Genomic DNA, 23,061 nt, shown 5'->3' with positions numbered 1-23,061 from the left:
TTATTTCTTGCCTATAGTTGTTTCGAACAACTTGAAAATTCTTTTGTATTCATCTGTCCAGCTACTTGGGGTTGTGAATCCATGATTTTCAACAGGATAGAGGGCCATTTCCCAATTGTCTTTTCCTAGCTCAATAAGTCTTTGAGCCAACCTCACTACATCTTGGAAATGAACATTAGTATCTACCATTCCATGCGCTATCAAAAGATTGCCTTGTAAACCTTCAGCAAAGTAAATTGGTGAACTTCTTTTGTAGGCTATAGGGTCTTCTAATGGTGTATTCAAGATGTTAGAAGTGTATCCGTGGTTGTAATGCGCCCAGTCTGTAACTGATCTTAGCGCTGCACCTGAAGCAATTACATCTGGGTTGTTAAACATGGCGAATAGGGTAATGAAACCACCATATGATCCACCATACATTCCGATCTTGCCTGGTTCAACACCATAGTCACTAATCAATAACTTCGCACCATCAATATTGTCAGAAAGGTCTTTTCCGCCCATGTGTCGGTAGATTCCGGTTCTCCAGTCTCTTCCGTAACCAGCACTACCACGGTAGTCAATATCGAGCACGGTGTAACCTTGAGCCATTAACATGTTGTTGAACATGTATTCTCTCAAATAGCTACTCCAACCGTAATGTGCATTTTGCAAATAACCAGCACCATGTACGAAGATTACACCCGCGCCATTTGGATTTTCTGGCTTATATACTCTTGCATTTACCATTTCGCCATCTTCGGCTTTAAAGGAAATTACTTCTGGTTGATACCAATCGTATTGCTTAAAACCAGCCTGTAAGCTCTCAGTTACTTGTTTTTTAGCAGCACCTGGCTTGTTCGCTTGAATGAATAGCTCAGGTGGGCGATTGGTGTAAGAGTAAAGAATGGCTAGGTTTTTCTCATCAGGGGAAAGCGTTACTTCATTGTGACCATCTTCTGAAGTAATCTGTGTTGGCTTTCCGCCTTTAAGTGGCATTGAGTAGAAATGACGTATGCCAGGGTGTTTCAGATTTGCAGTGAAATACCAAGTTTTCCCATCATTAGAAAGCTGAGGGTCATATACTTCGTAGTTTCCTGAAGTAAGCTGCTTTACAACTCCTGTAGATAGATCATGTGTGTAAAGGTGGGAGTAGCCTGATTTTTCCGACTGGTAGTAAATGGTTTTGTTGTCGGGTAAGAAGCTCATCCCTCTTCCAATACCAGGACCTGCAATCCAAGCTTCGTCACGTTGACGATCTACTGGAACTAATTCCCCCGAGGACGGAAGCAATCTCATGATCCAAAGGTCTTTGTTATCTAAAGACGAAAACTGAACAACAGTGTATTTTCCGTCATTAGACCAAACAATATTCCCTGAAGATACTATTCTTGGTTCTTTAGAGAATTTTTTGTCTGGATAGTCTGTAACATAATCAGGTAAATCGGAAATACCGGGTAATTGCTTGGTGTCTAAGATATAAAAACTGTCGGCCTCAATGTTGTAGATACCCAACTCTCTGTAAGATTGATCTCCACCTACTTTTGATCTTGCGTTAATGTCTGTTGTATAACCACTGCTGGTCACATAGTTGGGTACAATCGTATTTTTTGCTGGGTTTTCTGCTGCAACACGAACGCTGAAGCTTACATATTTTCCATCAGGAGAAAGTTGAAGTCCACTTACATTATCCAACTCTATTGTAGACATTCTGTCTTCGGATTGGCTTTGTTGGAAAAACCTTTGGCCAGCAGCAGAAAAACGCCTTGGTCGGTTCTGTTGCTCTTTTAATATTTCAGAAGTGGATTGCTGATCGTCCGAAATCCATTTGTCCATTTCTCTATTACCGTTCCTCGCTATTGTAGGACGGTTAGGTCTGTCTTCATTATCATTGCTGATTTTTATATTGGTCAGCTGTCTGATTAAGCCAGTTTTTGTGTCTATAGAAAATAAGTTGTTATCGGAGATAAAAGTGATAACAGATTCATCACTATGGAAAGAAGGGCTAGATTCTCGGGCAACTGTAGAGATTATTTTCTTCTCAGCCATGGTTTTTACATCCATAGTATAAATGTCGCCAGATCTTTCAAACACTATTTTAGTACGGTCCTTATTGTATTGATAGTTTGAAGGAAAACCCTCACTAGTATCTTCTACCTCTTGAGGGTTGTTGCCATCTAAACCTACTTCGTGATAGCTAGGAAATCCTTCTCCGCTTGGGTTCCACATAAAATAGATAGTCTTGCTATCCTTAGACCATTGAGGCCTTGAAGGCATGATGCCAACAAACTGGTCGGGCTCTTGCATAAGTTCTTCAACCGTAAGTTGAGAAAGTGGCTTTTGTTGGGCAAAACCTAAGAAGCCTGATACGATTAAAAAGCAAATCGTTAGTAAAAATTTCTTCATGGTAATAGATATTTGATTGTTGACTTTCATTTTTTTCAATTGGAATTAAAACTAAAGATAGAAATTAACCTTGTTCTGTTTCAACAGGGAAAAATAACTAAAAAAGATTCAATTGGGGTTTAGCTTTTTATGAGAGGTAATTATTGAAGGTGGGGACAGTAATGGGGATTTGAATCCCGAATTGGGAGTAGGGGAAAGTTAATAACATTTCATTTAGGTTTGAAATCCATTGATTTGGCTTTTTTAGGTACTTTGAAGTTTTTAGGCACGAATTCCGCAAGTAAGTGTACAGTGCTATGAAGAAAAGTATACTAATCTTAGAAGATGAGGCGGTCACAAGATTGCTCTTGAGTTATTATCTTTCAGAAGATTACGATTTGTCGATTTACGAAAACGGACTGGAGGGCCTGGCTTGGTTGGAGAATGGTTATAAAGCTGATTTGATTATTACGGACTTGGAAATGCCAACAATGGATGGCTTTGAATTTGTTAAGCAAGTACGAAATGATGGTAGATTTCGGTATACTCAAATCTTAGTCACCTCTAGTTTAGATGAAAAAGAAGCAAAAGAGAAAATCACATGTCATTGTACATATCTTCATAAATCAGCTCAATTTTCTTCACTACAAAGTTGTGTGTCAAGAATGCTGAACGAAGCCCAGACCTAAATTAAAGGTCTTCGTCTTCCATTTCTTTTAGGTAGCGATAGATGCTCGATTTACCAATGTCCAGTTTACTCGCCACCAGCAGTACGTTGTTATCATGCTTGTCCAGAAAGTGTCTAATGATTTTGAAGGTGTAGTCTTTCAAGGTCATTTCATCCATTAAAAACTGTCCTTCCTTGGCCAATGAATTGAAGGTAATATCTTCTTCTTCAATTTGATTGTTGTCGCACATTACTGCTGCCAATTCAATTACTGACTTGAGTTCCCGAACATTTCCAGGATATCCATATTTCAGCAGTTTAGTTTGAGCTGCTTTACTAAGGTTAACCTTTCCCAAACCATTCTCTTTAGCGAAGTTAGCCAACAAATGATGTGCAATTAGAAGAATGTCTTTATCTCTATCTCTCAGTGGAGGTAATTCTATTGGAATGCCGAGCAATCTGTAATACAAATCTTCTCTAAAAGTTCCTTTCTTTGCTTCCTCTGCTAGGTTCTTATGAGTAGCGACTAATATTCTTACGTCAAATTTTACTGCTTCATTTCCGCCAACACGGTTTAGTTCTCTTTCTTGTATAACCCTCAGGAGTTTGGCTTGGAGGTTAATATCCATTTCACCAATCTCATCTAAAAATATAGTACCCCCATCTGCTTCCTCAAATTTCCCTTTTCTACGGGCCATTGCACCAGTAAATGCCCCCTTTTCGTGCCCAAATAACTCACTTTCAATAAGATTGTCTGGAATTGCAGCAATGTTTACGGCTACAAAAGGTTTTCCTTTTCTGGCGGAGTTATAATGAATGGCCTTGGCAATTACTTCTTTACCTGTTCCTGTTTCGCCAGTAATAGAGACGATGATGTTAGTTTTTATGGCTTTGGCCAGGAGCCTGAAAACACCTTGGATGGCTTTACTTTCTCCGATGATACTTTTTCCGAATTCGTATTTCTCACCAATTTCTTCACGTAAGTGGATTATTTCCTCTTTTAGTGAAGCATTTTTCTTGGCGTTATTAATGGCGTTGAGTAGTCTGTCTTTTGTCTCTTCGTCCTTAGTTATGTAGTCGTATGCCCCAACTTTTAACAAATCGATTGCAGTATTAATGTCCTCTTGAGAAGAAACAACAATAACATTGGTTTCTACATTGTTACGTTTAATGGCTTTTAATACCTCACCTCCAGTCATATCTGGTAATGAATAATCGAGGGTAACTACCGAAGGGTTCTCGTTTAAATGAGCAATACAATCTTTGCCATTAGAAAACACTTTGACCACATGGTCAGGGTTTAATTCAGCAATGTATTGAAGTAGTTTTTGGTAGACTGGGTCATCTTCTACAACAAAAATCTTTATTGGTTCTGGGGTATATTCCATTAAAAAATTGGACTGTAATGCATGGCGAAGTTATTAATTTAATAAGCTTAAAAAAATACCTTTAATAGGTTTAATCTATACTAATTAGCTGCTAACGCGACCTTATAAGTATCGAGGGCTCTTTGCCTAGCAAACTTATGGTCAACCATTGGTTTTGGGTAGTCCGGAGTATTATATTCTGATACCCATTTTTTAATGTACTTTAATTCTGGGTCAAATTTCTTGGTTTGGGATTCAGGGTTGAAAATACGAAAATAGGGTTGGGCATCGGTACCTGTTCCAGCGGCCCATTGCCAACCACCATTATTTGAAGCTAAATCAAAGTCTAGCAGTTTTTCAGAAAAATAAGCTTCACCCCAACGCCAATCTATAAGTAGGTGTTTGGTTAGAAAACTGGCTACTATCATTCTAACCCTGTTGTGCATGAAGCCAGTTGTATTAAGCTGTCTCATGCCTGCATCTACAATGGGGTAGCCAGTAACGCCATTACACCATTTCTGAAAACCTTCTTCATCGTGTAGCCATGGGATTTGATCGTATTGAGATTTGAAAGCGCTATTCACTACTTGTGGGTTATTGGCAAGAATCATCGCGTAAAAATCCCTCCAGATCAGTTCATTGAGGTAGGTTTGGTTAATTGTACTGGCTTTTTCTGCCAATTGTCGAATACTTATAGTGCCAAATCTTAAGTGAATACCCAAGCGTGAAGTGGCGTCTTGTGCCGGATAATCCCTCAGTTGATCGTATTTTTTGATTAGCTCTTCTTTTAGGCTACCCGGAGGAATATTGATTTCCGTTTTTTGAAAACCAATCTGCGTTAAAGAATGAACTTCTTCATGTGTTGTTTGGTGCCAATTTTTTTCATTTAGCCCATTAGGTAGTATTGTAGGTTTGTTCTTCGAGTATTGCTCCAACCATGTTTTACTGTAAGGGGTAAATACTTTGTAGAAGGTGCCGTTGCCAGAAACGATTTCTTCCTTTTCAAAAATCACGTGGTCTTTAAATGTATAAAAGCCGATCCCTTTCTCTTTCAAAAACGCTTCTATCTGCTTGTCTCGTTCAGTGGCGTAAGGCTCGTAATCTCGATTGGTAAAAACGGCTTCAATTTCATACTTATCAGTCAGTGTTTCATAAGCCTCAATAGGAGTGGAGTAAAACGTTTTGAGCTTCGAACCATTTGCCCCCAGGTTATGATTCATTTGAGCAACAGTATTCTGAATAAATTTCACTCGGGCATCCTGCTTATTCTCTAGGTTGTCAAGAATATTTTTATCGAAAATAAAGATTGGGAGCACCGGAAGGCCTTCTTTAAGTGCATAATACAGCGCTGTATTGTCGGCAAAACGTAAATCTCTTCTAAACCAGAATATATTGATTTTCGACATGAGTTATTTGGATTTTGAGAAAATAACTGAGTGGAGGATGATTAGTTTGAATCGTTCCCAGAATTATTTTCTTCTTTCTTTTTTGCCAACTCCTCTTCCCTTCGTTTCTTCCTTTTTTTATCAACGCCTGTAAAGAATTCACTCAAGCTGTTAAAGCTACTGGATTGCGTAATACTTGCCCCACTAGTTTGGTTAGTGGAACCACCAGTGGTGGAATTTACCAAATTATAATTGCTTCGTGAATAGACTTTTACTTTATAGCGACCATCAGAAGTAAGAAGGTATTCTGCTGTCCAGTCGCCCGCAATACTATTAATGTCCGTGGCATAGCTGTCTCCATCTACTTGATTGGATAGTCCGCCCTCCCGCGTGACTCTTAAGCGTCCATTAAGGAAAGTGTATGAGAGGCGTAATTGGAAGGTATTGTAAGCGTCTTGGTTTAATGAGGCCAAATCAAAGTCTATCTCTAGGTTTTCATCTAATTGGGCCACCAACTGACTCAATTGATTGGAAAGTAATTGACTTACGTTTTGTGAGGCAGTCTGCCCTCCAATATTTAAGGTGTTACTATCAGAGAAACTGTTGAGTACAATTACATTGACTACTTGTCGGGTAAGTTCTTGTTCGTCACTGGCCAAACGATTCTTGAAAGCATTTAAGGCAGTCTGTAATTCGAAATCTTGTGCATTGACTTCTGAGAAATCAATATCAAAACCTATTTCAGGGGAGAGTAATGGGCCATTTAGGCGTAATAGCACCTTGGTCGGGTATCTTCTGTTCGCAGCAGACGAATTCTCATCATCAAAACCAGTTTGCTTTAGAATAGGGGCCAGTGAAGTGTTTTGAGAATAGGAGGCGTTAATGTCCATTATGCCAGTATAGGGGTCACCTGACCAAGTAATTCTACTTGGCTGTTCAATGTCAAATTCCTTAGTGATAATATTATACAATGAGAAATTGTAAGCTCCTTCAGTAATATTCAATCCTCCTGTCATTTGAAAGTTGCCTTGGGTATCGATTTGTAATCTCAACTGGCCATTACCTCGTCCTCTAATAATATCTCCAGTTTTTGGGTCAATGATGATCTCAGTATATGCATCTGGAGTGATGTTAATATTCAGGTCGAGTTTAAGGCCTTCAATTTTCATTTTATCCACTTCATCACCTTTTGAATTGTAAGTTTGAGTGGTGTCTGTTAGGTTAATAAAGTTGATGTAATCAACAGAAGTATCATCATCGGTCTCACTAATGGGGATGTATATTTTTGTGTTCGGACTTGTGGTTACATCGGCATTGATTGAGAGATTGCTTGCTGCACCTCTGAGGCTTACATTTCCGGAAGCATAGGCATCGCCATAATATAAGTCGCCATTGTCAACCGTGGTATTTAATACTTGAAATGTGGTCAAATCTCCATTGAGGTCTAGGCTAATGTCACGGAATGAATTGTGGCGTATTTCTCCCCTGAATTGGGCAGGACTTCCATTGATGTCAAGGAAATCCAACTCTGATAGGGAAATCAGGTTTTTGTCGAATTTAACTCCACCGCCAAATTTGTATTCGGTATTCAAATAATTGATTTTAATACCTCCGTTCCTAATCGTTCCATTGCCCCTGATTAACGGATCAGAGAGCATCCCCCCAACTGTTAATTTGCCACTTATGTTTCCTGCTATTTGAGTGAAATAATCCTCAATATAAGGCTCTCCAATGTTTAGGTTGGCCTCGTTTAGGATGAGGTCTAAATCCAGCTGGTTGCTGTTTCTTGAAGGGAAAAAATCACCTTCGAGTTGAATGATTTTTTTCCCCAACCTATCTACGATTAAATTGATGTCGAATTTTCTATTCAAATCGTTCCAAAGTAAGGCTCCACTGATATCGCCCACCAAAAATTCGTCAATTTTAAATTCTTTGATATTGATATCCCCAAAGATCAATGGGTTGTAGAGAAGATTTTGAATATTAACGGAACCATTGATTCTACCCGAATAAGATTTTAACGTAAGTGTATTTAAATTTTCTACTTCAACATTCTCAAAGGCTATCTTCATACTTTCAGTGCTATCTCTGGACACAGAAATGTTGCCATCTAAAGTAATTGACTGCGTATCGTTATAGATGTCTAGATTCTCAATGCTGATGTTGTCTTTACCGAAAACGATTACGTTGTTTTCGGTAATGTTCCAGGTTTGGTCTAAAGCAATAATGTTTGATTCTTGAAACCTAAGCTCAGTTCGGTTCTCAAAAAAATCAATTCCAGCTCCTATTTCAGCATAGTTTCCACTGGTCGTCTGCTCAATATTTTGTCTTAATTCAATTCTTTTACCATCCCAAACGGTTTCAAGGGTTAAGGCGTCCGTTTCAGAGGTGTTCGCATAGATCTGTTTTTTAGAGTATAAATATCCAAGGGCAAGAACTTTTTCAGGGTCTCGTAAACTGCTGGCATTAATGTCAATTTCATTCTCTAGAAAAGAGATATTGGAATAAATCAGCGAATCAATTTTTGCGTTCAACTGAAAGTCTTCTGTGTTGGAATTATTGAAACGCCCATGTAACGAAGCGTTCTTTCCTATATAAATAACCGAATCGAAAAGTTGAATGATAGGGTTAATATTGGGTAATTCTGCTGAATAGGTAATATCGAAAGCCTGTGGACTACGGCCGTTGGTTTTTAAGTATTCAAGAATCTCATTGCTTCGGCTAGAGAAAACGAGCTTGTATTGACCGTTAATATTTTGGAGTTCAGTGAGTAGGGTTGAAAACTCAAATTGGCCATCCATATTAATATTAAAGTAATCTGAATTAAATCTTACAGTTCTATTTCTGGAGCTACGCTGTGAAGAAAAGAAAACTGAATCAACAAGTATATCTTCATTGCCATACTTGAGGTAAGCATCGGTGAGCTGAAAATTACCCAGTAGACTATCGAGTTTTACACCCTCAAAGTCTAAATTAAAATCAGAAGCAACAAAGACTTCCTCCTTTGTTAGATTAATGGCTGTTAGGTCTGCACGAGACAAACGCCCGTTGATTTTGAATAGTCTTTTATTGTTTCTTAAGTCTACAGAACCTTCAGCCTTAAAAATCAAGTTAGGATCATCTACTGAAATATTTCCTGAGAAGAATGACTGTGCAAATTCTCCGTTAGTGGTGATGTTTACATACTGATATCCTAAAATACCTATTTTACTGACTTTGGCGTCAAGCTTAAAATTGGCTTGTTCAAGCGTAAAACCTTCCCCTTCAATACTACCATTCAGGTTTACTTTTTGAAAAGTGCTGTCTTCTGTTAGCACCCCCACATTGAAGTCTTCTAAAGACAACCTACCACTGTATGAGGCTACCTTGCTTTCTGGTAAAGTAATTTGAACGTTTGGTTTAGCATTACCCAAAGCAGTTTTAAATTCGCCATCCGCTACGAAATCGTTTATTAGACCATCGTATTGACCATTTAATTCAATTAGCCCAAGCTTGTTTGATATTTTGAATGTACGATCGTTGATGAATTGTTTTATGTCAGTGGCTTTGAGAAATGAATCGTCCAAGTCAATGTCAAATATGGTTTCATTGATATTTGGTAGGCCTTCAATGTCCAGTCGGCCATTTAGTTTCGAGTGTTCTCCAAAGGAAATGGTGAAATCATCCGAATAGAAGGAATTTACTTTCCCTTGAAAATAACCATCAATCTTGATTTGCTGATCGTACTTTTTGAATTCAGGTACAAAAAAGCTGAGCTCGTCTGAATGCAATAATGAATTTTTGAAGTTGGCGTCAAATGTAACATCTGTCACAAATTCACTCATGGCAGAGGGGTCGTCAAAATTGAGTACGACAGAGTCTTTGATATGGCTTTTTCCAATCAAAAGGTCAAGGTTGGTAAAGGCCATCTTCTTTAACGAGGTCTGGAAAACGGTTTCTAACTTCTCTATTTTTAGGCCTGAAACTTCGTCTTCAGCTGTAAGGAATTGAACATTAATTTCAAAATTACCATCAAAAGATTCGAGGTTGCGAATATCAGTCCTTAGGTTTTTTAGGGTGAAATGGTTGTAGTCAAAACCATCGGTAATTGAATCCTTTTTAGCGTCTGAAAGACTAAATTCTGAATTGAGGAGCGTAATTTTATCGATAGAGAATACACTAGGTTCTGCAGGAGCTGGCCTTGGTGATGAAGTCAAATCCGTGATTTTGCTTACCCAGTTGTCAATATTTAGGCCGATGGCTCCTTCGTCTCTTAGATTAACCGAAGCTTTGTTTAACCATGCCTCATTGATTAAAATATCCTTTCCTCCAATAAGTTCTTTCAGTTTAAATGAAATGACCACTTCACGGACATCAATCATTTTCACTTCATTTTGATCGTATACGGTTAAGTCGTCAATGGTAACAGAGTTGAACCATCTAATATTTGCGTAACCTATTTCGGAACGATAACCTGTTTTTTCGGTTAAGTAGTCTGCGGCCTTATCAACTAAGTAATTCTGAACGGGAGGAAGGTGGATTAACCCAATAATTATAAATAATAGAATGATTGGCGAAAGGCACAACCATAATATTGATTTGACTATCCGTTTTTTAATAACTTGCGATCTTTTAATTTTCTCTGTCAATGCCCACCTCCGATATCAAAATACTGGCCCTTGAATCTTCTTGCGATGAAACTTCTGCAGCTATTGTAGATAACGGCAAAGTACTTAATAATATAATCGCTACACAATCTGTCCATGGAAATTATGGAGGAGTTGTCCCCGAATTAGCATCACGCGCTCATCAGCAAAATATTGTGCCAGTAGTAGACGAAGCACTCAAAAATGCGGCCATAGATAAGTCGAGTTTATCGGCTATTGCTTTTACCCGTGGCCCTGGGCTTTTGGGAGCGCTCTTGGTTGGGACTTCTTTTGCAAAATCAATGGCTTTGGCTTTGAATATTCCCCTGATTGAAGTGAATCATATGCAAGCCCATATTTTAGCTCATTTTATTGATGACCCAAAACCAGCGTTCCCATTCTTGTGCTTAACCGTAAGTGGAGGCCATACTCAAATTGTGTTGGTAAAGAGCCATTTAGAGATGGAAATAGTAGGTGAAACCCGTGACGATGCGGTAGGGGAGGCATTCGATAAATCGGCCAAACTCTTAGGTCTAAGTTACCCAGGTGGGCCATTAATTGATAAATATGCGCAATTGGGCGACCCTCATCGTTTTACACTTCCGCAAACTGAAATGCCTGGTTTGGAATATTCTTTTAGTGGGATTAAGACTGGTATTCTATATTTTTTGAGAGACGAATTAAAAAAGAATGAAAAATTTATTGACGAAAATCTCAACGATATCTGTGCAAGTATTCAACATACACTTGTGGAAATGCTTTTGCAGAAGTTGAGAAAAGCCGCTCGACAATTTAAAATTAAAAACATTGCACTGGCTGGTGGTGTATCGGCCAATAGTGGTTTACGCAATGGACTCAATGTTATGGCGGAAAAGGAAAACTGGAGTGTTTTTGTGCCTGCTTTTGAATATTGTACTGATAATGCTGCAATGATTGGTATGGCTGCACATTACAAGTATTTAGCAGGAGAGTTTACTACCCAAGAGGTAAGCGCTTTACCGAGAATGAAATTTTAGAAGAAATATGAAGTCAGATTTTGAACAACTGGTAGTAGCCAAAAATTATATTACTGCTTTAGAAAAAGAAAATGAAGCTTTGAAGGCAGAGGTGGGGAATCAGTTTAAAATGAGAAAAAAGCTGGAGGCCGCATTGAAAGTTGAAAAAGAGATTAAAGAAAAGATGACGCCAAAAGAAAAGATTCAAATTAAAATGGATCTTTATGTAAGGCAACAAAAGGAAAGTATAGAGTCATGTTCTAATAAATTGAGCGATTGCAGAAAACTCACAGAGCAGCTTCAGGCCGAATTGATTAAAACTAAATTAGGGTTAGCCAATGGTAAATAATGTGAAATTGGGAGCAGTTAGGGTACATAAGTATACCGTAAAAGCTACTGATGCAGCCAGTTTTGATGCTGGGGAAGTACATCAGGTTATGAGCACTTTTTCACTCGGTAGAGAAATGGAGTGGTCTTCACGTTTATTTGCACTTGAAATGAAAGAAGCCGATGAAGAAGGAATTGGCACTATGTTGGAGATAAAACATATTTCTCCAGCACTCTTTAATGCTGAACTGGTTTTTGAAGCCAAACTCGTAGCGGTTGTTAAAAACGAATTGACCTGTGAAATACTGGTGACAGATGAGGAAAGGATAGTAGCGACTGGACGGACCGGACAGAAAATTTTAAAGAAAGAGAAGTTGAACCAAATTTTTACTAGTTTAGAAAGATAGATGGCGAAGGATAAAAATAGGTTTTCGAACAATGTTAATATAAAGAACAGAAGAGCGAGCTATGAATTTGAATTCTTAGACAAATATGTGGCGGGCATGCAATTGCAAGGCACAGAAATTAAGTCTATTAGAGAAGGTAAAGTTCAGTTACAAGACGCTTATTGCTATTTTAAGAATGGTGAGCTGTATATTAAGCAATTGCATATTGCCCAGTTTTCTGAAGGTAGCTACAACAACCATGTTACCGACAGAGAAAGAAAGCTACTGTTAAATAAAAGGGAACTTTCTAAATTAGAAACTAAACTTGACGAAAAGGGATTGTCTATCATTCCGTTAAGATTGTTTATTACCGATAGAGGCTTTGCCAAAACAGAAATAGCGCTGGGTAAGGGTAAAAAGCTTTTTGACAAGCGTAATTCTATTAAAGACAAAGATATTAAGCGGGATTTAGAACGTGCAAAATACTAATGGAGCCTATTGATTACGGAATCTCACGTTTGAGCATTGTGCCTATTCGAGCAAAAGGGTCAGATGCTTCTGAAATGATCTCTCAGTTACTGTTTGGTGAACACTATGCTGTTTTGGAAGAGTCCAAGAACAAACAATGGCTTCGTATTCAAAATGTTTTTGATAGTTATGAAGGCTGGATAGATGCCAAACAACATTATCGAATTACTCAAGAATATTTTGAGCAAATCGACAATTCGGAGTATAAAATATGCACAGATCTTACTTCACAAATCCTTTACGGAAAAAGTGTAATTCATATTACGTTAGGTGCTGTTTTACCTATTTTGAATAATTCGTTATTTATGGATCAAGAGCGCTTTGCTTTTAATGGCGAAGCCAAAAGTATACACCAGCGGTGGAGTGTTGATTTGACCCTAGAATTAGCAAAAAAATATTTAAATTCACCCTATCTCTGGGGGGGGACTACGCCTTTCGGAATTGACTGTTCTGGCTTTACTCAAATGGTGCTGCGGATTGCTGGTTACCGAATGCCGCGCGATTCCAAAGATCAAATCGCTAAAGGGAAAGAGGTGAATTTTGAAAATGTAATGCCAGGAGATTTGGCTTTTTTCACGAATAAAGAAGGTAAAATGAATCATGTGGGCATGGTATTAAGCCCAACGGAAATCATTCATGCTTCTGGCAAAGTAAAGATTGATAAGCTAGATGAGCAGGGCATTTTTTCTGTAGAACAAAATAATTACTCTCACCACTTATTTAAAATCAAGCGAATATTGAGAGATTACACATGACATGAAGCGCGTCTTAGTTTTAAATCAGGATTTTAGCCCGTTAACAGTTTGTACTGTTGAAAGGGCCTTTCTGCTTTTATTTCTAAGCAAAGCCGATTTGGTTCATGATGCTCCTGGTAAATTCCTTAGAACCGTAACTGCTCAGTTTCCAATGCCATCAGTTATAAGGCTTCAGAAGTATATATATTCTCCATTTAAGAGTGTGGTGCTTTCTAGACAAAATATCTTTAAACGAGATAGTCAAGAATGTCAATATTGCGGAAGCCCTAGAAGTTTGACATTAGACCATGTAGTGCCAAAATCAAGAGGGGGCAAGTCGTCATGGCAAAACTTGGTAGCAGCATGCAATAAATGTAACTCCATGAAAGGAGACAAAACACCAGAAGAAGCTGGTATGCTGCTTAAAAACCGCCCTTTTAAACCTTCTTACATCATGTTTGTGAGGAATTTCAGTGGCTTAACTTCCGAACAATGGCTCAAATACTTGAGCCTTAATTAATTCTCTATTCTATTCTTAGTTTTTGGCAGATTTTTCTACCTTTGCAGTCCGTTTTGAGTAAGGCGGGCTTTTCGTGTTTTACGAAAGGTTATTCTAAATAAAATCCACCGGTTATAGCTCTGGTTGCCGGATGGAGTAATACACAGAGTTTTTTTATGTCAGAAGAAAATAAGACAAACGAAGCAGAAGAAGTGAAAACTCCCGCTGCTGAAGTTGAAACACCAGTAGAAGCCCCTTCTACTGAGAAAGCTCCCAAAAAAGAAAAATCTATCAAAGCTGCACCAGCTGCAAAAGTTGCTGAAGCCGAAGAAGAATTTGATTGGGAAGAATTCGAGAAAAAAGGTTTTGGAGAAGGTTACTCTCGTAAGAAGAGAGAAGAACTAGCTTCAATCTACGAAAACACCCTTACTACTGTAGAAGAGAAGAAGGTTGTATCTGCTACCATCGTTTCTATCAATGATAGAGATTTGGTTTTGAACATTGGTTTCAAATCTGATGGATTAGTTGGTGCTTCTGAATTCAGAGACACTCCAGGATTAAAAGTAGGTGACCAAGTAGAGGTTTACATTGAAGAGCAAGAAAACTCTTTGGGTCAATTAGTGCTTTCTAGAAGAAAAGCTAAGATCGTTAAGGCTTGGGAATTGATCCAAGATGGATACGAGAACGACAAAGTGATCGAGGGTATGGTGAAGAGAAGAACCAAAGGTGGTTTGATCGTAGACGTATTCGGTATCGAGTCTTTCTTACCAGGTTCTCAAATCGATGTGAAGCCAATCAGAGACTTTGATGTTTTTGTAGGTAAGAAAATGGAAGTGAAAGTTGTGAAAATCAACTACACTAACGATAACGTAGTAGTATCACACAAAATACTTATCGAGAAAGATCTTGAGAAGCAAAAAGCTAAGATTCTAGAAAACCTTGAGAAAGGTCAAGTACTCGAAGGTGTGATCAAGAACATGACTAACTTCGGTGTATTCATCGATCTTGGTGGTGTTGATGGTCTATTGCATATCACAGATATCTCATGGGGACGTATCAACGATCCAGCTGAGGTGTTAAACCTTGACGAAAAAGTGAACGTGGTTGTTCTTGATTTTGACGATGACAAGAAGAGAATCTCTCTTGGTATGAAGCAATTGACTGAGCACCCTTGGGATAAATTGGATGCTGGAATCGAAATCGGTTCTAAAGTAGCTGGTTCAATCGTTAATGTTGCCGATTACGGTGCATTCCTTGAATTGTTCCCAGGTGTTGAAGGTTTGATCCACGTTTCAGAAATGTCTTGGTCGCAGCACTTAAGAAACCCTCAAGACTTCATCAATATTGGTGATAAACTTGATGCGGTTGTGTTGACCCTAGATAGAGAAGAAAGAAAAATGTCATTGGGTATCAAGCAATTGACTGAAGACCCTTGGACTAAGAGCGATGTATTGACGAAATACGGTGTGGGTACAAACCACAAAGGTATTGTTCGTAACCTTACTAACTTCGGTTTATTCATCGAGTTAGAAGAAGGTATCGATGGTTTGGTACACGTTTCTGATCTTTCTTGGACTAAGAAAATCAAGCATCCATCTGAATTTGTTAAAGTAGGAGAAGAGCTTGAAGTACAAGTGTTAGAACTTGATATTGATAACAGAAGATTGGCCCTAGGTCATAAGCAATTGGAAGAGAACCCTTGGGATACTTTCCAAACTGTATTCAAACAAGGATCAGCGCACAAGTGTACTGTACTTTCTAAAAATGACAAAGGAGCAACACTTGAATTACCTTACGGTTTAGAAGGTCTTGCTACTCACAAGCATTTGAAGAAAGAAGATGGTTCTGAAGTAGAAGTAGGTGAAACTATTGATTTTGTTGTGGTTGAATTCTCTAAAGATGATAAGAGAATTGTTTTGTCACACACAAACACTCATACTAAACCAGCTCCTTCTGAGAAGCCAGCTAAAGCAAGCAAACCAGCTAAAGCTAAAGCAGCGAACAAGTCTAATAACGAAGATGTCTCTACTTTAGGTGACCTTGATGCACTTTCTGCATTGAAAGCCGAAATGGAAGACAACACGAAAAAGGCTAACGAAGCTAAAAAAGCAGCAGAGGTAAAGAAAGAGAAAGCAGCCCCAAAAGCTAAGAAAGAAGCAAGTGCTAAAGAAGAAGCACCAGCAACTGACGAAGCGGCTCCTAAAACTGACGAAGCTTCGTCTGAAGAGGAGAAATAGGGTAAAGGCTTATTTAAATACATACAAAGAAGACACCTTATTAATGGGGTGTCTTTTTTTGTTTTTGAGGTTTAAAATTCTAACAAACATTGGGTGCATAGTCATTAATTGATATCTTTGCGCTCTCGAAAGGGCGTTGTGGCCGAGTGGCTAGGCAGAGCTCTGCAAAAGCTCGTACAGCGGTTCGAATCCGCTCAACGCCTCAAGTAAAAGCATCAATCAGAAATGGTTGATGCTTTTTTTGTTTGTACTTAAGCGGATGAGAACCGCGCGGTTCGAAATCGAAGATTCACGAGGGGTTTGTGCGGGATGGCCGTGTGTATGAGTAATCAGTTCAACGCCTCAAGTAAAAGCATGAATCAGTAATGGTTGATGCATTTTTTTTTAGTGCCTTGGTAAACCGTTAAACGGTTAATGCTTCTATTACACATTATAGCCCACGGTTTAAACAATGGGCTATATGTATACTCTACGTAACTCTACGCCTTAACGCCTTTGTGGGGGTTGTCACCCACAAACATCAGGATTTCACTCTTTTTCAATATAGTTTTTTGTATTTGAACCGAAGTGGTTGTGGCTAGGAGAAAGCATCGGCTTGTTGGAGATAATTCCAACAAGGGCTGGGAGGGCGGAAAAAGTAATACTTTATGACTATCATTTGCTTACAATAGTTATCAGATGATTTTGGTCAATACCTTTTATCTCGATGAATTGATTGAAATCGAAATCAACTAGTGCCAGTTTTATCTCTTTTCCTTCAAGGAAGAAAATAACCAGAGAGTTTTTCAATACCTCTATAACATGTATTGAGTTCTTTGTGAACTCATTGACCCTTTGTAATTCCGTATTGAATTTGACGATTTTGTTTTTTTGAATACCAAGAAATTCTGAATCACTTATCCAATAGGTATTAAAATTTGATAAGTCGAAGGGGGTAGATTTTGTCTCTGAGTTTTTAAGTATGCGCAATTCAGCATGGCCAGTTTCAAAGTCTTTGAAAGCTTGAGTGATCATGCCCTTCCTGTAGCTCCAATATTTTGTGGATGAAAAGCTATCCTTTAGGGTGAAATCATTGTTGGTTAGATTTACATCATATTTGGATAAGTTTCCAGGGCTATAATATGCAAATATCGACAATATGCCTTGATTGGTTTCCACATATTCTAATTTCTCAGGAAAGGTACGGAAGGTATGTAAAGTGTTAACTTCCAAATTTTTGGTATCTATAGAAATGATTGATTCACTTGCGTTGTCGAATCCGTAAATTTTGTTGTTATATGGTGAGTAATGCCATGACCTGAAGTAATCTGAGAAGGTAATGATTTCTCTAATGCTGTCAGTTTGTAAGTCATACTCTAAAATTTTACCATAGTAGTATATGTCCTCAATTTCGTTATCGCTATAGATAGAGAGGTAGGCTTTGTTATTATTTAAATCGAATTGAACAGGAAAGGAGGAGCCGGTGGCGTTGTATTTACCGTTCATTAATCCTTCCTTATATTCTCCTAAATCAAGGTTTCGATTCTTAACCTCTGTTTTCCCATCTATAATTTCAAACTCCTTTAGATTTATGCCATAGACGCCTTTTTCATTACTGTTGTAGCTCGAAACTACTAAGAAATTTTCTGATATAGGTTGATTTAAAGTTGTTTTGGTTTTAACGATTACAGTGTCAGTAACAACCGTGTTTTGAGGGGAATTGGACGACTCCACCTTATTGGTTGTGCCTTGTGAACAGCCAATTACTGATAATGCAACAAGCAAGGTGAACGCTTTACTCTTCATAATTAGGGATCAGTACTAATATTTGGTTTTCAATAAAAGTATATAATTCATATTTATTTTTACCTTATCTGGATAAGAAATTAGAGTATTCTCTTTCCGGTATTTTTACCTGCTTAACAGGTAGGGAGAAATGTTCTGAAAGACCGAGACAACTTACTATTGATCTTGAATAAATATTTTCTTGAATTTCTTAGGTAGCTCATCTTTGAGCAGAAGGTCCTCACCAGTAAATGGGTGGATAAAATTGAGTGAAAAAGCATGCAGGTACAGTCCCTTCCCGTTCAGCAACAAGCCTTCAATTCCATAATCTTTGTCGCCTAAAATGGGGTGGCCAATGCTTGCCAAATGCTTTCGTAATTGATGTCTTCTTCCTGTTTTAGGCTTTAGTTCAACCCAATTGAGTTGACCGAACCTTTTCGAGAATACGGACTCGATTACCTTATAATCCGATTGTGATTCTTTGTCGTCAATGTCTGAAGAGATGGTGCCGCTATCATTGGTCATAACCCCAATAGTTACTGCATGGTAAGTTTTTTCAACGGTTTTCTCTACGAACATTTTATTTAAAGCGCGAATACTGCTGCTGGTTTTCCCCACTAATAAAATGCCCGTGGTGGCATAGTCTAACCTGTGGACAGGCTGTGGTATTGTTGCATCTGGGCGTTGGCTTGGTGTTAAGTTTTGGGTCAAGGCATTGGCAATGGTTTTAAAACTATTGCCACTGACCAAAATACCAGCAGGTTTATGGATTAAAGCTAGGTGCTCATCTTCAAAGAGTACTTCAAGGGCGTAGACGAGTCTATTATCTTGATCAAGGTCTTCTGGCATGGTTAGCTTAATGCTTTCCCCTCCATTGATAAAAGTGGCAGAAGTAGCAGTCATATCATTGACAGTAATGTACTGTTTCTTTAAAGCTTTCTTTAGTGCCGATTTGGTTGGGAGAAGACTGAAAATACCAACGCCATACTCTTGAAGACGGGTAGGAGCGGGTAAGTTTGGAGCAATATGGATTTCGATAACGCTGATGTTGTTTTATGTTACTTAATCTTCCTAGGCTGAAATAAATTTTGGGAGCAATTTATCTCCTGCTAAGATAGTTTTTAGTTTTCAGGGATAATGAACGCAGACCATTCTATTTATAACCGACTATAAATAGGAATAACGACTTTGGTTTAGCACCAAAGCCGCTATTTTATTTTGTAAACCATGAATGGCTGTTCCTAGCTACAACAACTTGAATTACTACCGCCTGATACAGTCCCGCAACAGGATACTTCTTCCACTTTACTTGTAGTAGCAACTTCTTCGCCCCCACAACAACCGCTGCCTGTGCTGTCGCAACAAGCGCCTTCTTCCAATTTTTCGGCATATAGTGTAATACTATAAATTCCAGCATCTGTTTTTCTGAAGGCGGATAATTCTTCAGGACTGACATATTTTAAAAGAAGTTCATCAGGTAATTCAATCCGTCTTTCCTTTTTGATTTGGATGTTCTTGAATCCAACGGATTTTATAATGCCTAAATAAGCCCCTTTCTCACTTGCTCCAGCTACACAGCCAGAATGCATTTCTGCAGCTTCTAAAATGGCCGCAGGAAGTTTCCCAATGGATACGATATCTGAAATACTGAAATGGCCACCTACTTTTAATACCCTGTGAACTACACTAAATGCCCTTTCCTTGTCAGGTATAAGGTTCATTACGCAGTTACTGATCACCACATCGGCCGTATTTGTGGCTATTCCATTCATACTTTCAATTTCACCCAATACAAACTCCACGTTTTTGTAACCCAACTTTTGGTTGTTCTGCAAAGCGCGAATGACCATTTCGGGTGTCATATCAACTCCAATGACTTTTCCTGTTAAACCCACGAGTCTTCTGGCAATAAATGCATCGTTGCCAGCACCAGCACCGAGATCGATGACAGTGTCGCCTTCTTTGATATTGGCTATTTCGGTAGGCAATCCACAGCCTAAAGACATGTCTGAGGCTTTTTCGTAACCCTTGATATTTTCATAGTTTTCAGCCATCATTGAATTGCCTAGTTCTTCGGTTCCACAACAGCCTGAATCTGTTGAGCAACAGCCCGCTTGAATATCGTTTTTGGCAATTGCTCCGTAGGACTTTTTGATCTCTTCTTTAATCACTTGAGTTTCCATGTTCTTGAGTTTAGGCGTTAATTGATTCGGTTAGGGATGAAAGTGTATTTGGATGTATTTCATCTTCGAGTTCGAAGTGAGTTTTATTTCCGATTCTGTCGATTACGTTGGTCGTCTTTACCATTTCTTGATAAGTGTCGTAGCAAAGCAGTGCTTCTTTCATTTTTGTGATATTGGCCTCGCTCAGTTGTTCAGTCACCATGATGTCCTCTTTTTTGGTCCAGGTGACTCTAGGTATTCCTCCTTCAAAGAACATGGGGAGTCCGGTGTCGATAACCGTGAAATAGGCCAGTCGCTTCCAGAAGTTTAGGCTTTCATTCTTGTTGAAGAATAGACGCTTGATGATGTGGTGCAGTGTAATGTGATCGTGATGTCCGCTACCTCCGTGAACCGGGTAAGTAACCACCACATTGGGACGGTAATATTGGATCCATTTTAGAATTTCGCTTTCAAGATAGGAGGGATTGATCTTCGCAAGTCCACCATCTTCATAATCAAGGATGGTCATTTCTGAAATGCCTAAAGTCGTCTGTACTTTTTGCATTTCTTTTTCTCTCACTTTGCCCATTTCTTGAACCGTAAGTCCAAGCTGATGGCGAACCTTGGTTGCGCCACCTTTGGTGAGGGTAAGAAGAATAACCTCGTTACCTTCTTGAATTTGTCTGTCGATTGCTCCCGCTGGTCCAAATGATTCGTCATCGGGATGGGGAAAGATGTACATGATTTTCATTTCTGTCTTTTTTCTCTAACACGCTGGTTGTCAGAAAAAGACGCATGAAAAATTAGTCGCAGTTACAGTTTTTTGATTTCGTTGGTTGGAGATTACCGTAGCTGTCGCTTGGGAAGTTACAGCATTCTAAAATGAGTGCTTTCAACTTCTCTTTTCCTCTCTGTACCCTGGATTTTGTTCCTGAATAGGAGATATTTAGTTCTTTCGCCAAATCCTTCTGAGAAACCTCTTCGAATTCCGTTCTAATCAGGGCTTGTCGGTATTTTTCTGGAAGTTGAGCAATGAAGGACTTCATGCAACAATCTGCAATTGTGGCATTTAACGATTCAGTCTCTTCTTCTGAAATAAGGGAGTATTCGTTTTCTATGTGCGTTACTCTAACTGCTTTTCTAAAGTGGTCAACTGTGGCGTTTCTAGTAATGCCATAAATGTATTGGCGCAGGTTCGTGGCATTTGCTATTTTGTCTGAATTGGCAATGATCTTTAGGAATACGTCCTGTAAAATGTCATTGGCAATATCCTCATCCTTTACCTTTTTTAGGGTGAAGCTCTTCAGCTCTTTATAGAAATCATTCCAAATATTTTCGGTGATGTTATTCATATAATTCTTCAATATTGATTCAAACTTACCGTGGGACGCGCAAGGCTTAAAAAAGACGCAGTTTTCACTTAACCAGTAATGTTCTACTAGGAATTATTTGAGAGTCATGATCTGATATTCATTTTTAAATTTCGAAGGCCTTCATATACAACTATGCTAACCGCATTGGCCAAGTTTAAGCTTCGAATATGAGGACTGTAAATGGGGATGTTATAAACTAAATCCGCATTCTTTGTCACTATACTTTCTGGCAAGCCACTTGATTCTTTTCCAAATACCAAGAACATATCGTCTTTGTAGTCAATAGCACAATAATCTTGGAATCCATGGCTTGAAAAGTACGCGAAATTCCCACCTTTATTTTTAGCGTAAAAATCATCAATGCTCTCATAAACGAAGAGAGAAACATGCTTCCAGTAATCCAATCCAGCTCTTTTTACCCTCTTGTCATCTAGCTCGAAACCAAAGGGTTTTACCAGATGTAACTTGGATCCAGAGGCCAAGCTTAGTCGGCCAATATTCCCCGTATTCATAGGTATCTCGGGCTCAATCAATACAATATTAAATCCCATTATTTGAAGTTTTTGCTTTTCTACTTTCTCTGCTGTAAGTAACCTTTAGGTGGCTTGTTGGTGAAGAACACCAACAAGGGCGAAAATCCCATTATTTGTGGTTTTTACTTTTCAACTCCTCGTTGTATTTAACCTTTAGATGGCTTGTTGATGAAGAACATCAACGAGGGCGGAAAAAAGTGCCCTAGGCCTTATTTATTTTCCAGTTTCAGTCCCCAATTGGAAATGGATCCCATCAACTCATAGGCCGTCCAATCGAATTTAATTGGGGTGATGGTGACGTAACCATTTTGGTAGGCATAGGTGTCTGTTTGCTCATTCTGCGACCTTACAAATCCTATTCTTTGATTGTACACCATTTTGTTGTCGGTTTCACTTATCAGTTCATAATTTCCCATGTCCAAATAAGCGTCTCCCATTGGTTTCACCATGATGCCTTTAAGTTCGCCCGCAGGAATGTTAACCGAGAGCACCACCCCTTTTGGAGCACCTTCGTTTTGGTATTTGGCCACCAATTGAGCAATGAATCGTGAGGTGGCTTCTGTGTTTACTCCTCGGCTCTCTTGCGACACGGCAATGGCAGGAATGCCATGATAGAGACCTTCCATGGCCGCACCTACCGTACCAGAAAGGTGGGAGAGGTTCCCCACATTAGAGCCACTATTAATGCCTGAGATCACAAGGTCGAATGGTTTGTCTTTACCCAATATCCGAATACCAAACCTGACCGCATCGGCTGGTCGTCCATTCACAGCATAACCAAGAAATTGGTCGCCTTTAAATATCTTTTCAACTTCTAATGGACCAGTATTCGTGGATTGACTACTACCAGATTGGTTCTGGGCGGGAGCCGCAACGATAACTTCAACATTAGGGAGTTTTTCAATCTCTGTTTTCAACGTACTTATCAATGGTGATTGAATCCCATCGTCATTAGAAATCAGTATGCGGTAGTTTTGGCCAACGGCAACTCTCGTGATGCAGAGGAGCAGAATTATGAGGGTAATATTTTTAAAGCATTTCATGGTTTTGGCAGGTCGTTGTTTCCTTAAAGGTAAAATAAATAAGCTTTTGACGGAGTGAATACAATAGAAGGA

Annotated in this window: 19 protein-coding genes and 1 tRNA gene; 9 read left to right on the top strand and 11 right to left on the bottom strand. The window is 38.9% G+C overall.

The features are described 5' to 3' along the window. Complete coding sequence (locus tag VOI17_RS07080; protein ID WP_323756546.1) at positions 1-2,385, bottom strand: prolyl oligopeptidase family serine peptidase; 2,385 nt, start codon at positions 2,383-2,385, stop codon at positions 1-3. Between the two features lie 296 nt (positions 2,386-2,681). Between VOI17_RS07080 and VOI17_RS07075 the strand changes: the two genes are divergently transcribed. Further along, entirely contained in the window at positions 2,682-3,053 is a 372-nt protein-coding gene (locus VOI17_RS07075) for a response regulator (RefSeq protein WP_323756545.1), read from the top strand. Position 3,054: 1 nt separating this feature from the next. Here VOI17_RS07075 and VOI17_RS07070 read toward each other — a convergent pair whose 3' ends face one another. The 3 genes from VOI17_RS07070 to VOI17_RS07060 form a co-directional block, all read right to left on the bottom strand. Beyond that, positions 3,055-4,419, bottom strand: a complete 1,365-nt coding sequence (locus tag VOI17_RS07070; RefSeq protein ID WP_323756544.1) for a sigma-54 dependent transcriptional regulator — start codon at positions 4,417-4,419, stop codon at positions 3,055-3,057. 80 nt (positions 4,420-4,499) lie between these two features. Then, positions 4,500-5,804 carry a deoxyribodipyrimidine photo-lyase gene (locus tag VOI17_RS07065; RefSeq protein ID WP_323756543.1) on the bottom strand — a complete coding sequence of 435 codons (1,305 nt, stop codon included), beginning with the start codon at positions 5,802-5,804 and terminating at the stop codon, positions 4,500-4,502. Positions 5,805-5,845: 41 nt separating this feature from the next. Next, the gene (locus VOI17_RS07060; protein WP_323756542.1) at positions 5,846-10,348 is read right to left on the bottom strand and encodes a translocation/assembly module TamB domain-containing protein; all 4,503 of its coding nucleotides are present in this window, start codon (positions 10,346-10,348) and stop codon (positions 5,846-5,848) included. A 62-nt stretch (positions 10,349-10,410) separates the two neighbouring features. Here VOI17_RS07060 and tsaD point away from each other — a divergent pair, with 62 nt between their 5' ends. From tsaD to VOI17_RS07020, 8 genes are all read left to right on the top strand, one after another. Next, positions 10,411-11,424, top strand: coding sequence for a tRNA (adenosine(37)-N6)-threonylcarbamoyltransferase complex transferase subunit TsaD (gene tsaD, locus VOI17_RS07055; RefSeq protein ID WP_323756541.1), 1,014 nt, complete (start codon positions 10,411-10,413; stop codon positions 11,422-11,424). 7 nt (positions 11,425-11,431) lie between these two features. Beyond that, positions 11,432-11,752, top strand: coding sequence for a hypothetical protein (locus tag VOI17_RS07050; protein ID WP_323756540.1), 321 nt, complete (start codon positions 11,432-11,434; stop codon positions 11,750-11,752). After that, on the top strand, positions 11,742-12,137 hold the full coding sequence (locus VOI17_RS07045) for a thioesterase family protein (protein WP_323756539.1): 396 nt from the start codon (positions 11,742-11,744) through the stop codon (positions 12,135-12,137). The genes VOI17_RS07050 and VOI17_RS07045 overlap by 11 nt, the downstream gene beginning before the upstream one ends. Next, the gene (smpB, locus tag VOI17_RS07040) at positions 12,138-12,605 is read left to right on the top strand and encodes an SsrA-binding protein SmpB (RefSeq protein ID WP_323756538.1); all 468 of its coding nucleotides are present in this window, start codon (positions 12,138-12,140) and stop codon (positions 12,603-12,605) included. After that, positions 12,605-13,399 carry a C40 family peptidase gene (locus tag VOI17_RS07035; protein ID WP_323756537.1) on the top strand — a complete coding sequence of 265 codons (795 nt, stop codon included), beginning with the start codon at positions 12,605-12,607 and terminating at the stop codon, positions 13,397-13,399. Before smpB ends, VOI17_RS07035 begins: the two co-directional genes overlap by 1 nt. Before the next feature lies 1 nt (position 13,400). Continuing rightward, positions 13,401-13,898 (top strand): HNH endonuclease, encoded by a 498-nt coding sequence (locus VOI17_RS07030; RefSeq protein ID WP_323756536.1) that lies wholly within the window; start codon positions 13,401-13,403, stop codon positions 13,896-13,898. Positions 13,899-14,053: 155 nt separating this feature from the next. Further along, entirely contained in the window at positions 14,054-16,114 is a 2,061-nt protein-coding gene (rpsA, locus tag VOI17_RS07025) for a 30S ribosomal protein S1 (RefSeq protein ID WP_323756535.1), read from the top strand. A 132-nt stretch (positions 16,115-16,246) separates the two neighbouring features. Beyond that, a tRNA-Cys gene (locus VOI17_RS07020) sits at positions 16,247-16,317 on the top strand. A gap of 451 nt (positions 16,318-16,768) precedes the next feature. Here VOI17_RS07020 and VOI17_RS07015 read toward each other — a convergent pair. From VOI17_RS07015 to surE, 7 genes are all read right to left on the bottom strand, one after another. After that, complete coding sequence (locus VOI17_RS07015; RefSeq protein ID WP_323756534.1) at positions 16,769-17,899, bottom strand: hypothetical protein; 1,131 nt, start codon at positions 17,897-17,899, stop codon at positions 16,769-16,771. Positions 17,900-18,055: 156 nt separating this feature from the next. Then, positions 18,056-18,781, bottom strand: a complete 726-nt coding sequence (locus tag VOI17_RS07010; RefSeq protein WP_323756533.1) for an RluA family pseudouridine synthase — start codon at positions 18,779-18,781, stop codon at positions 18,056-18,058. 338 nt (positions 18,782-19,119) lie between these two features. After that, positions 19,120-20,061 (bottom strand): arsenite methyltransferase, encoded by a 942-nt coding sequence (arsM, locus tag VOI17_RS07005; RefSeq protein ID WP_323756532.1) that lies wholly within the window; start codon positions 20,059-20,061, stop codon positions 19,120-19,122. A 10-nt stretch (positions 20,062-20,071) separates the two neighbouring features. Next, on the bottom strand, positions 20,072-20,791 hold the full coding sequence (locus VOI17_RS07000) for a PIG-L family deacetylase (protein ID WP_323756531.1): 720 nt from the start codon (positions 20,789-20,791) through the stop codon (positions 20,072-20,074). Between the two features lie 52 nt (positions 20,792-20,843). Further along, entirely contained in the window at positions 20,844-21,392 is a 549-nt protein-coding gene (locus VOI17_RS06995) for a sigma-70 family RNA polymerase sigma factor (RefSeq protein ID WP_323756530.1), read from the bottom strand. Between the two features lie 104 nt (positions 21,393-21,496). Continuing rightward, entirely contained in the window at positions 21,497-21,964 is a 468-nt protein-coding gene (locus VOI17_RS06990; protein ID WP_323756529.1) for a tRNA (cytidine(34)-2'-O)-methyltransferase, read from the bottom strand. 191 nt (positions 21,965-22,155) lie between these two features. After that, entirely contained in the window at positions 22,156-22,989 is an 834-nt protein-coding gene (gene surE / locus VOI17_RS06985) for a 5'/3'-nucleotidase SurE (protein WP_323756528.1), read from the bottom strand. Positions 22,990-23,061: the final 72 nt, after the last annotated feature.

The sequence above is a fragment of the Roseivirga sp. genome, assembly GCF_034669765.1.
Lineage (GTDB): Bacteria > Bacteroidota > Bacteroidia > Cytophagales > Cyclobacteriaceae > Roseivirga.
This window is presented reverse-complemented; position numbering and strand designations above follow the sequence as displayed.

Bases quoted from the DNA above. Each gene is read 5' to 3' on its own strand.
- VOI17_RS07050 (WP_323756540.1), top strand. From the start codon at position 11,432: ATGAAGTCAGATTTTGAACAACTGGTAGTAGCCAAAAATTATATTACT.
- VOI17_RS07045 (WP_323756539.1), top strand. From the start codon at position 11,742: ATGGTAAATAATGTGAAATTGGGAGCAGTTAGGGTACATAAGTATACC.
- VOI17_RS07080 (WP_323756546.1), bottom strand. From the start codon at position 2,385: ATGAAGAAATTTTTACTAACGATTTGCTTTTTAATCGTATCAGGCTTC.
- VOI17_RS07070 (WP_323756544.1), bottom strand. From the start codon at position 4,419: ATGGAATATACCCCAGAACCAATAAAGATTTTTGTTGTAGAAGATGAC.
- VOI17_RS07000 (WP_323756531.1), bottom strand. From the start codon at position 20,791: ATGAAAATCATGTACATCTTTCCCCATCCCGATGACGAATCATTTGGA.
- rpsA (WP_323756535.1), top strand. From the start codon at position 14,054: ATGTCAGAAGAAAATAAGACAAACGAAGCAGAAGAAGTGAAAACTCCC.
- VOI17_RS06990 (WP_323756529.1), bottom strand. From the start codon at position 21,964: ATGGGATTTAATATTGTATTGATTGAGCCCGAGATACCTATGAATACG.
- VOI17_RS07015 (WP_323756534.1), bottom strand. From the start codon at position 17,899: ATGAAGAGTAAAGCGTTCACCTTGCTTGTTGCATTATCAGTAATTGGC.
- tsaD (WP_323756541.1), top strand. From the start codon at position 10,411: ATGCCCACCTCCGATATCAAAATACTGGCCCTTGAATCTTCTTGCGAT.
- smpB (WP_323756538.1), top strand. From the start codon at position 12,138: ATGGCGAAGGATAAAAATAGGTTTTCGAACAATGTTAATATAAAGAAC.
- VOI17_RS07010 (WP_323756533.1), bottom strand. From the start codon at position 18,781: ATGACTGCTACTTCTGCCACTTTTATCAATGGAGGGGAAAGCATTAAG.
- arsM (WP_323756532.1), bottom strand. From the start codon at position 20,061: ATGGAAACTCAAGTGATTAAAGAAGAGATCAAAAAGTCCTACGGAGCA.
- VOI17_RS07035 (WP_323756537.1), top strand. From the start codon at position 12,605: ATGGAGCCTATTGATTACGGAATCTCACGTTTGAGCATTGTGCCTATT.
- surE (WP_323756528.1), bottom strand. From the start codon at position 22,989: ATGAAATGCTTTAAAAATATTACCCTCATAATTCTGCTCCTCTGCATC.
- VOI17_RS07065 (WP_323756543.1), bottom strand. From the start codon at position 5,804: ATGTCGAAAATCAATATATTCTGGTTTAGAAGAGATTTACGTTTTGCC.
- VOI17_RS07030 (WP_323756536.1), top strand. From the start codon at position 13,401: ATGAAGCGCGTCTTAGTTTTAAATCAGGATTTTAGCCCGTTAACAGTT.
- VOI17_RS06995 (WP_323756530.1), bottom strand. From the start codon at position 21,392: ATGAATAACATCACCGAAAATATTTGGAATGATTTCTATAAAGAGCTG.
- VOI17_RS07075 (WP_323756545.1), top strand. From the start codon at position 2,682: ATGAAGAAAAGTATACTAATCTTAGAAGATGAGGCGGTCACAAGATTG.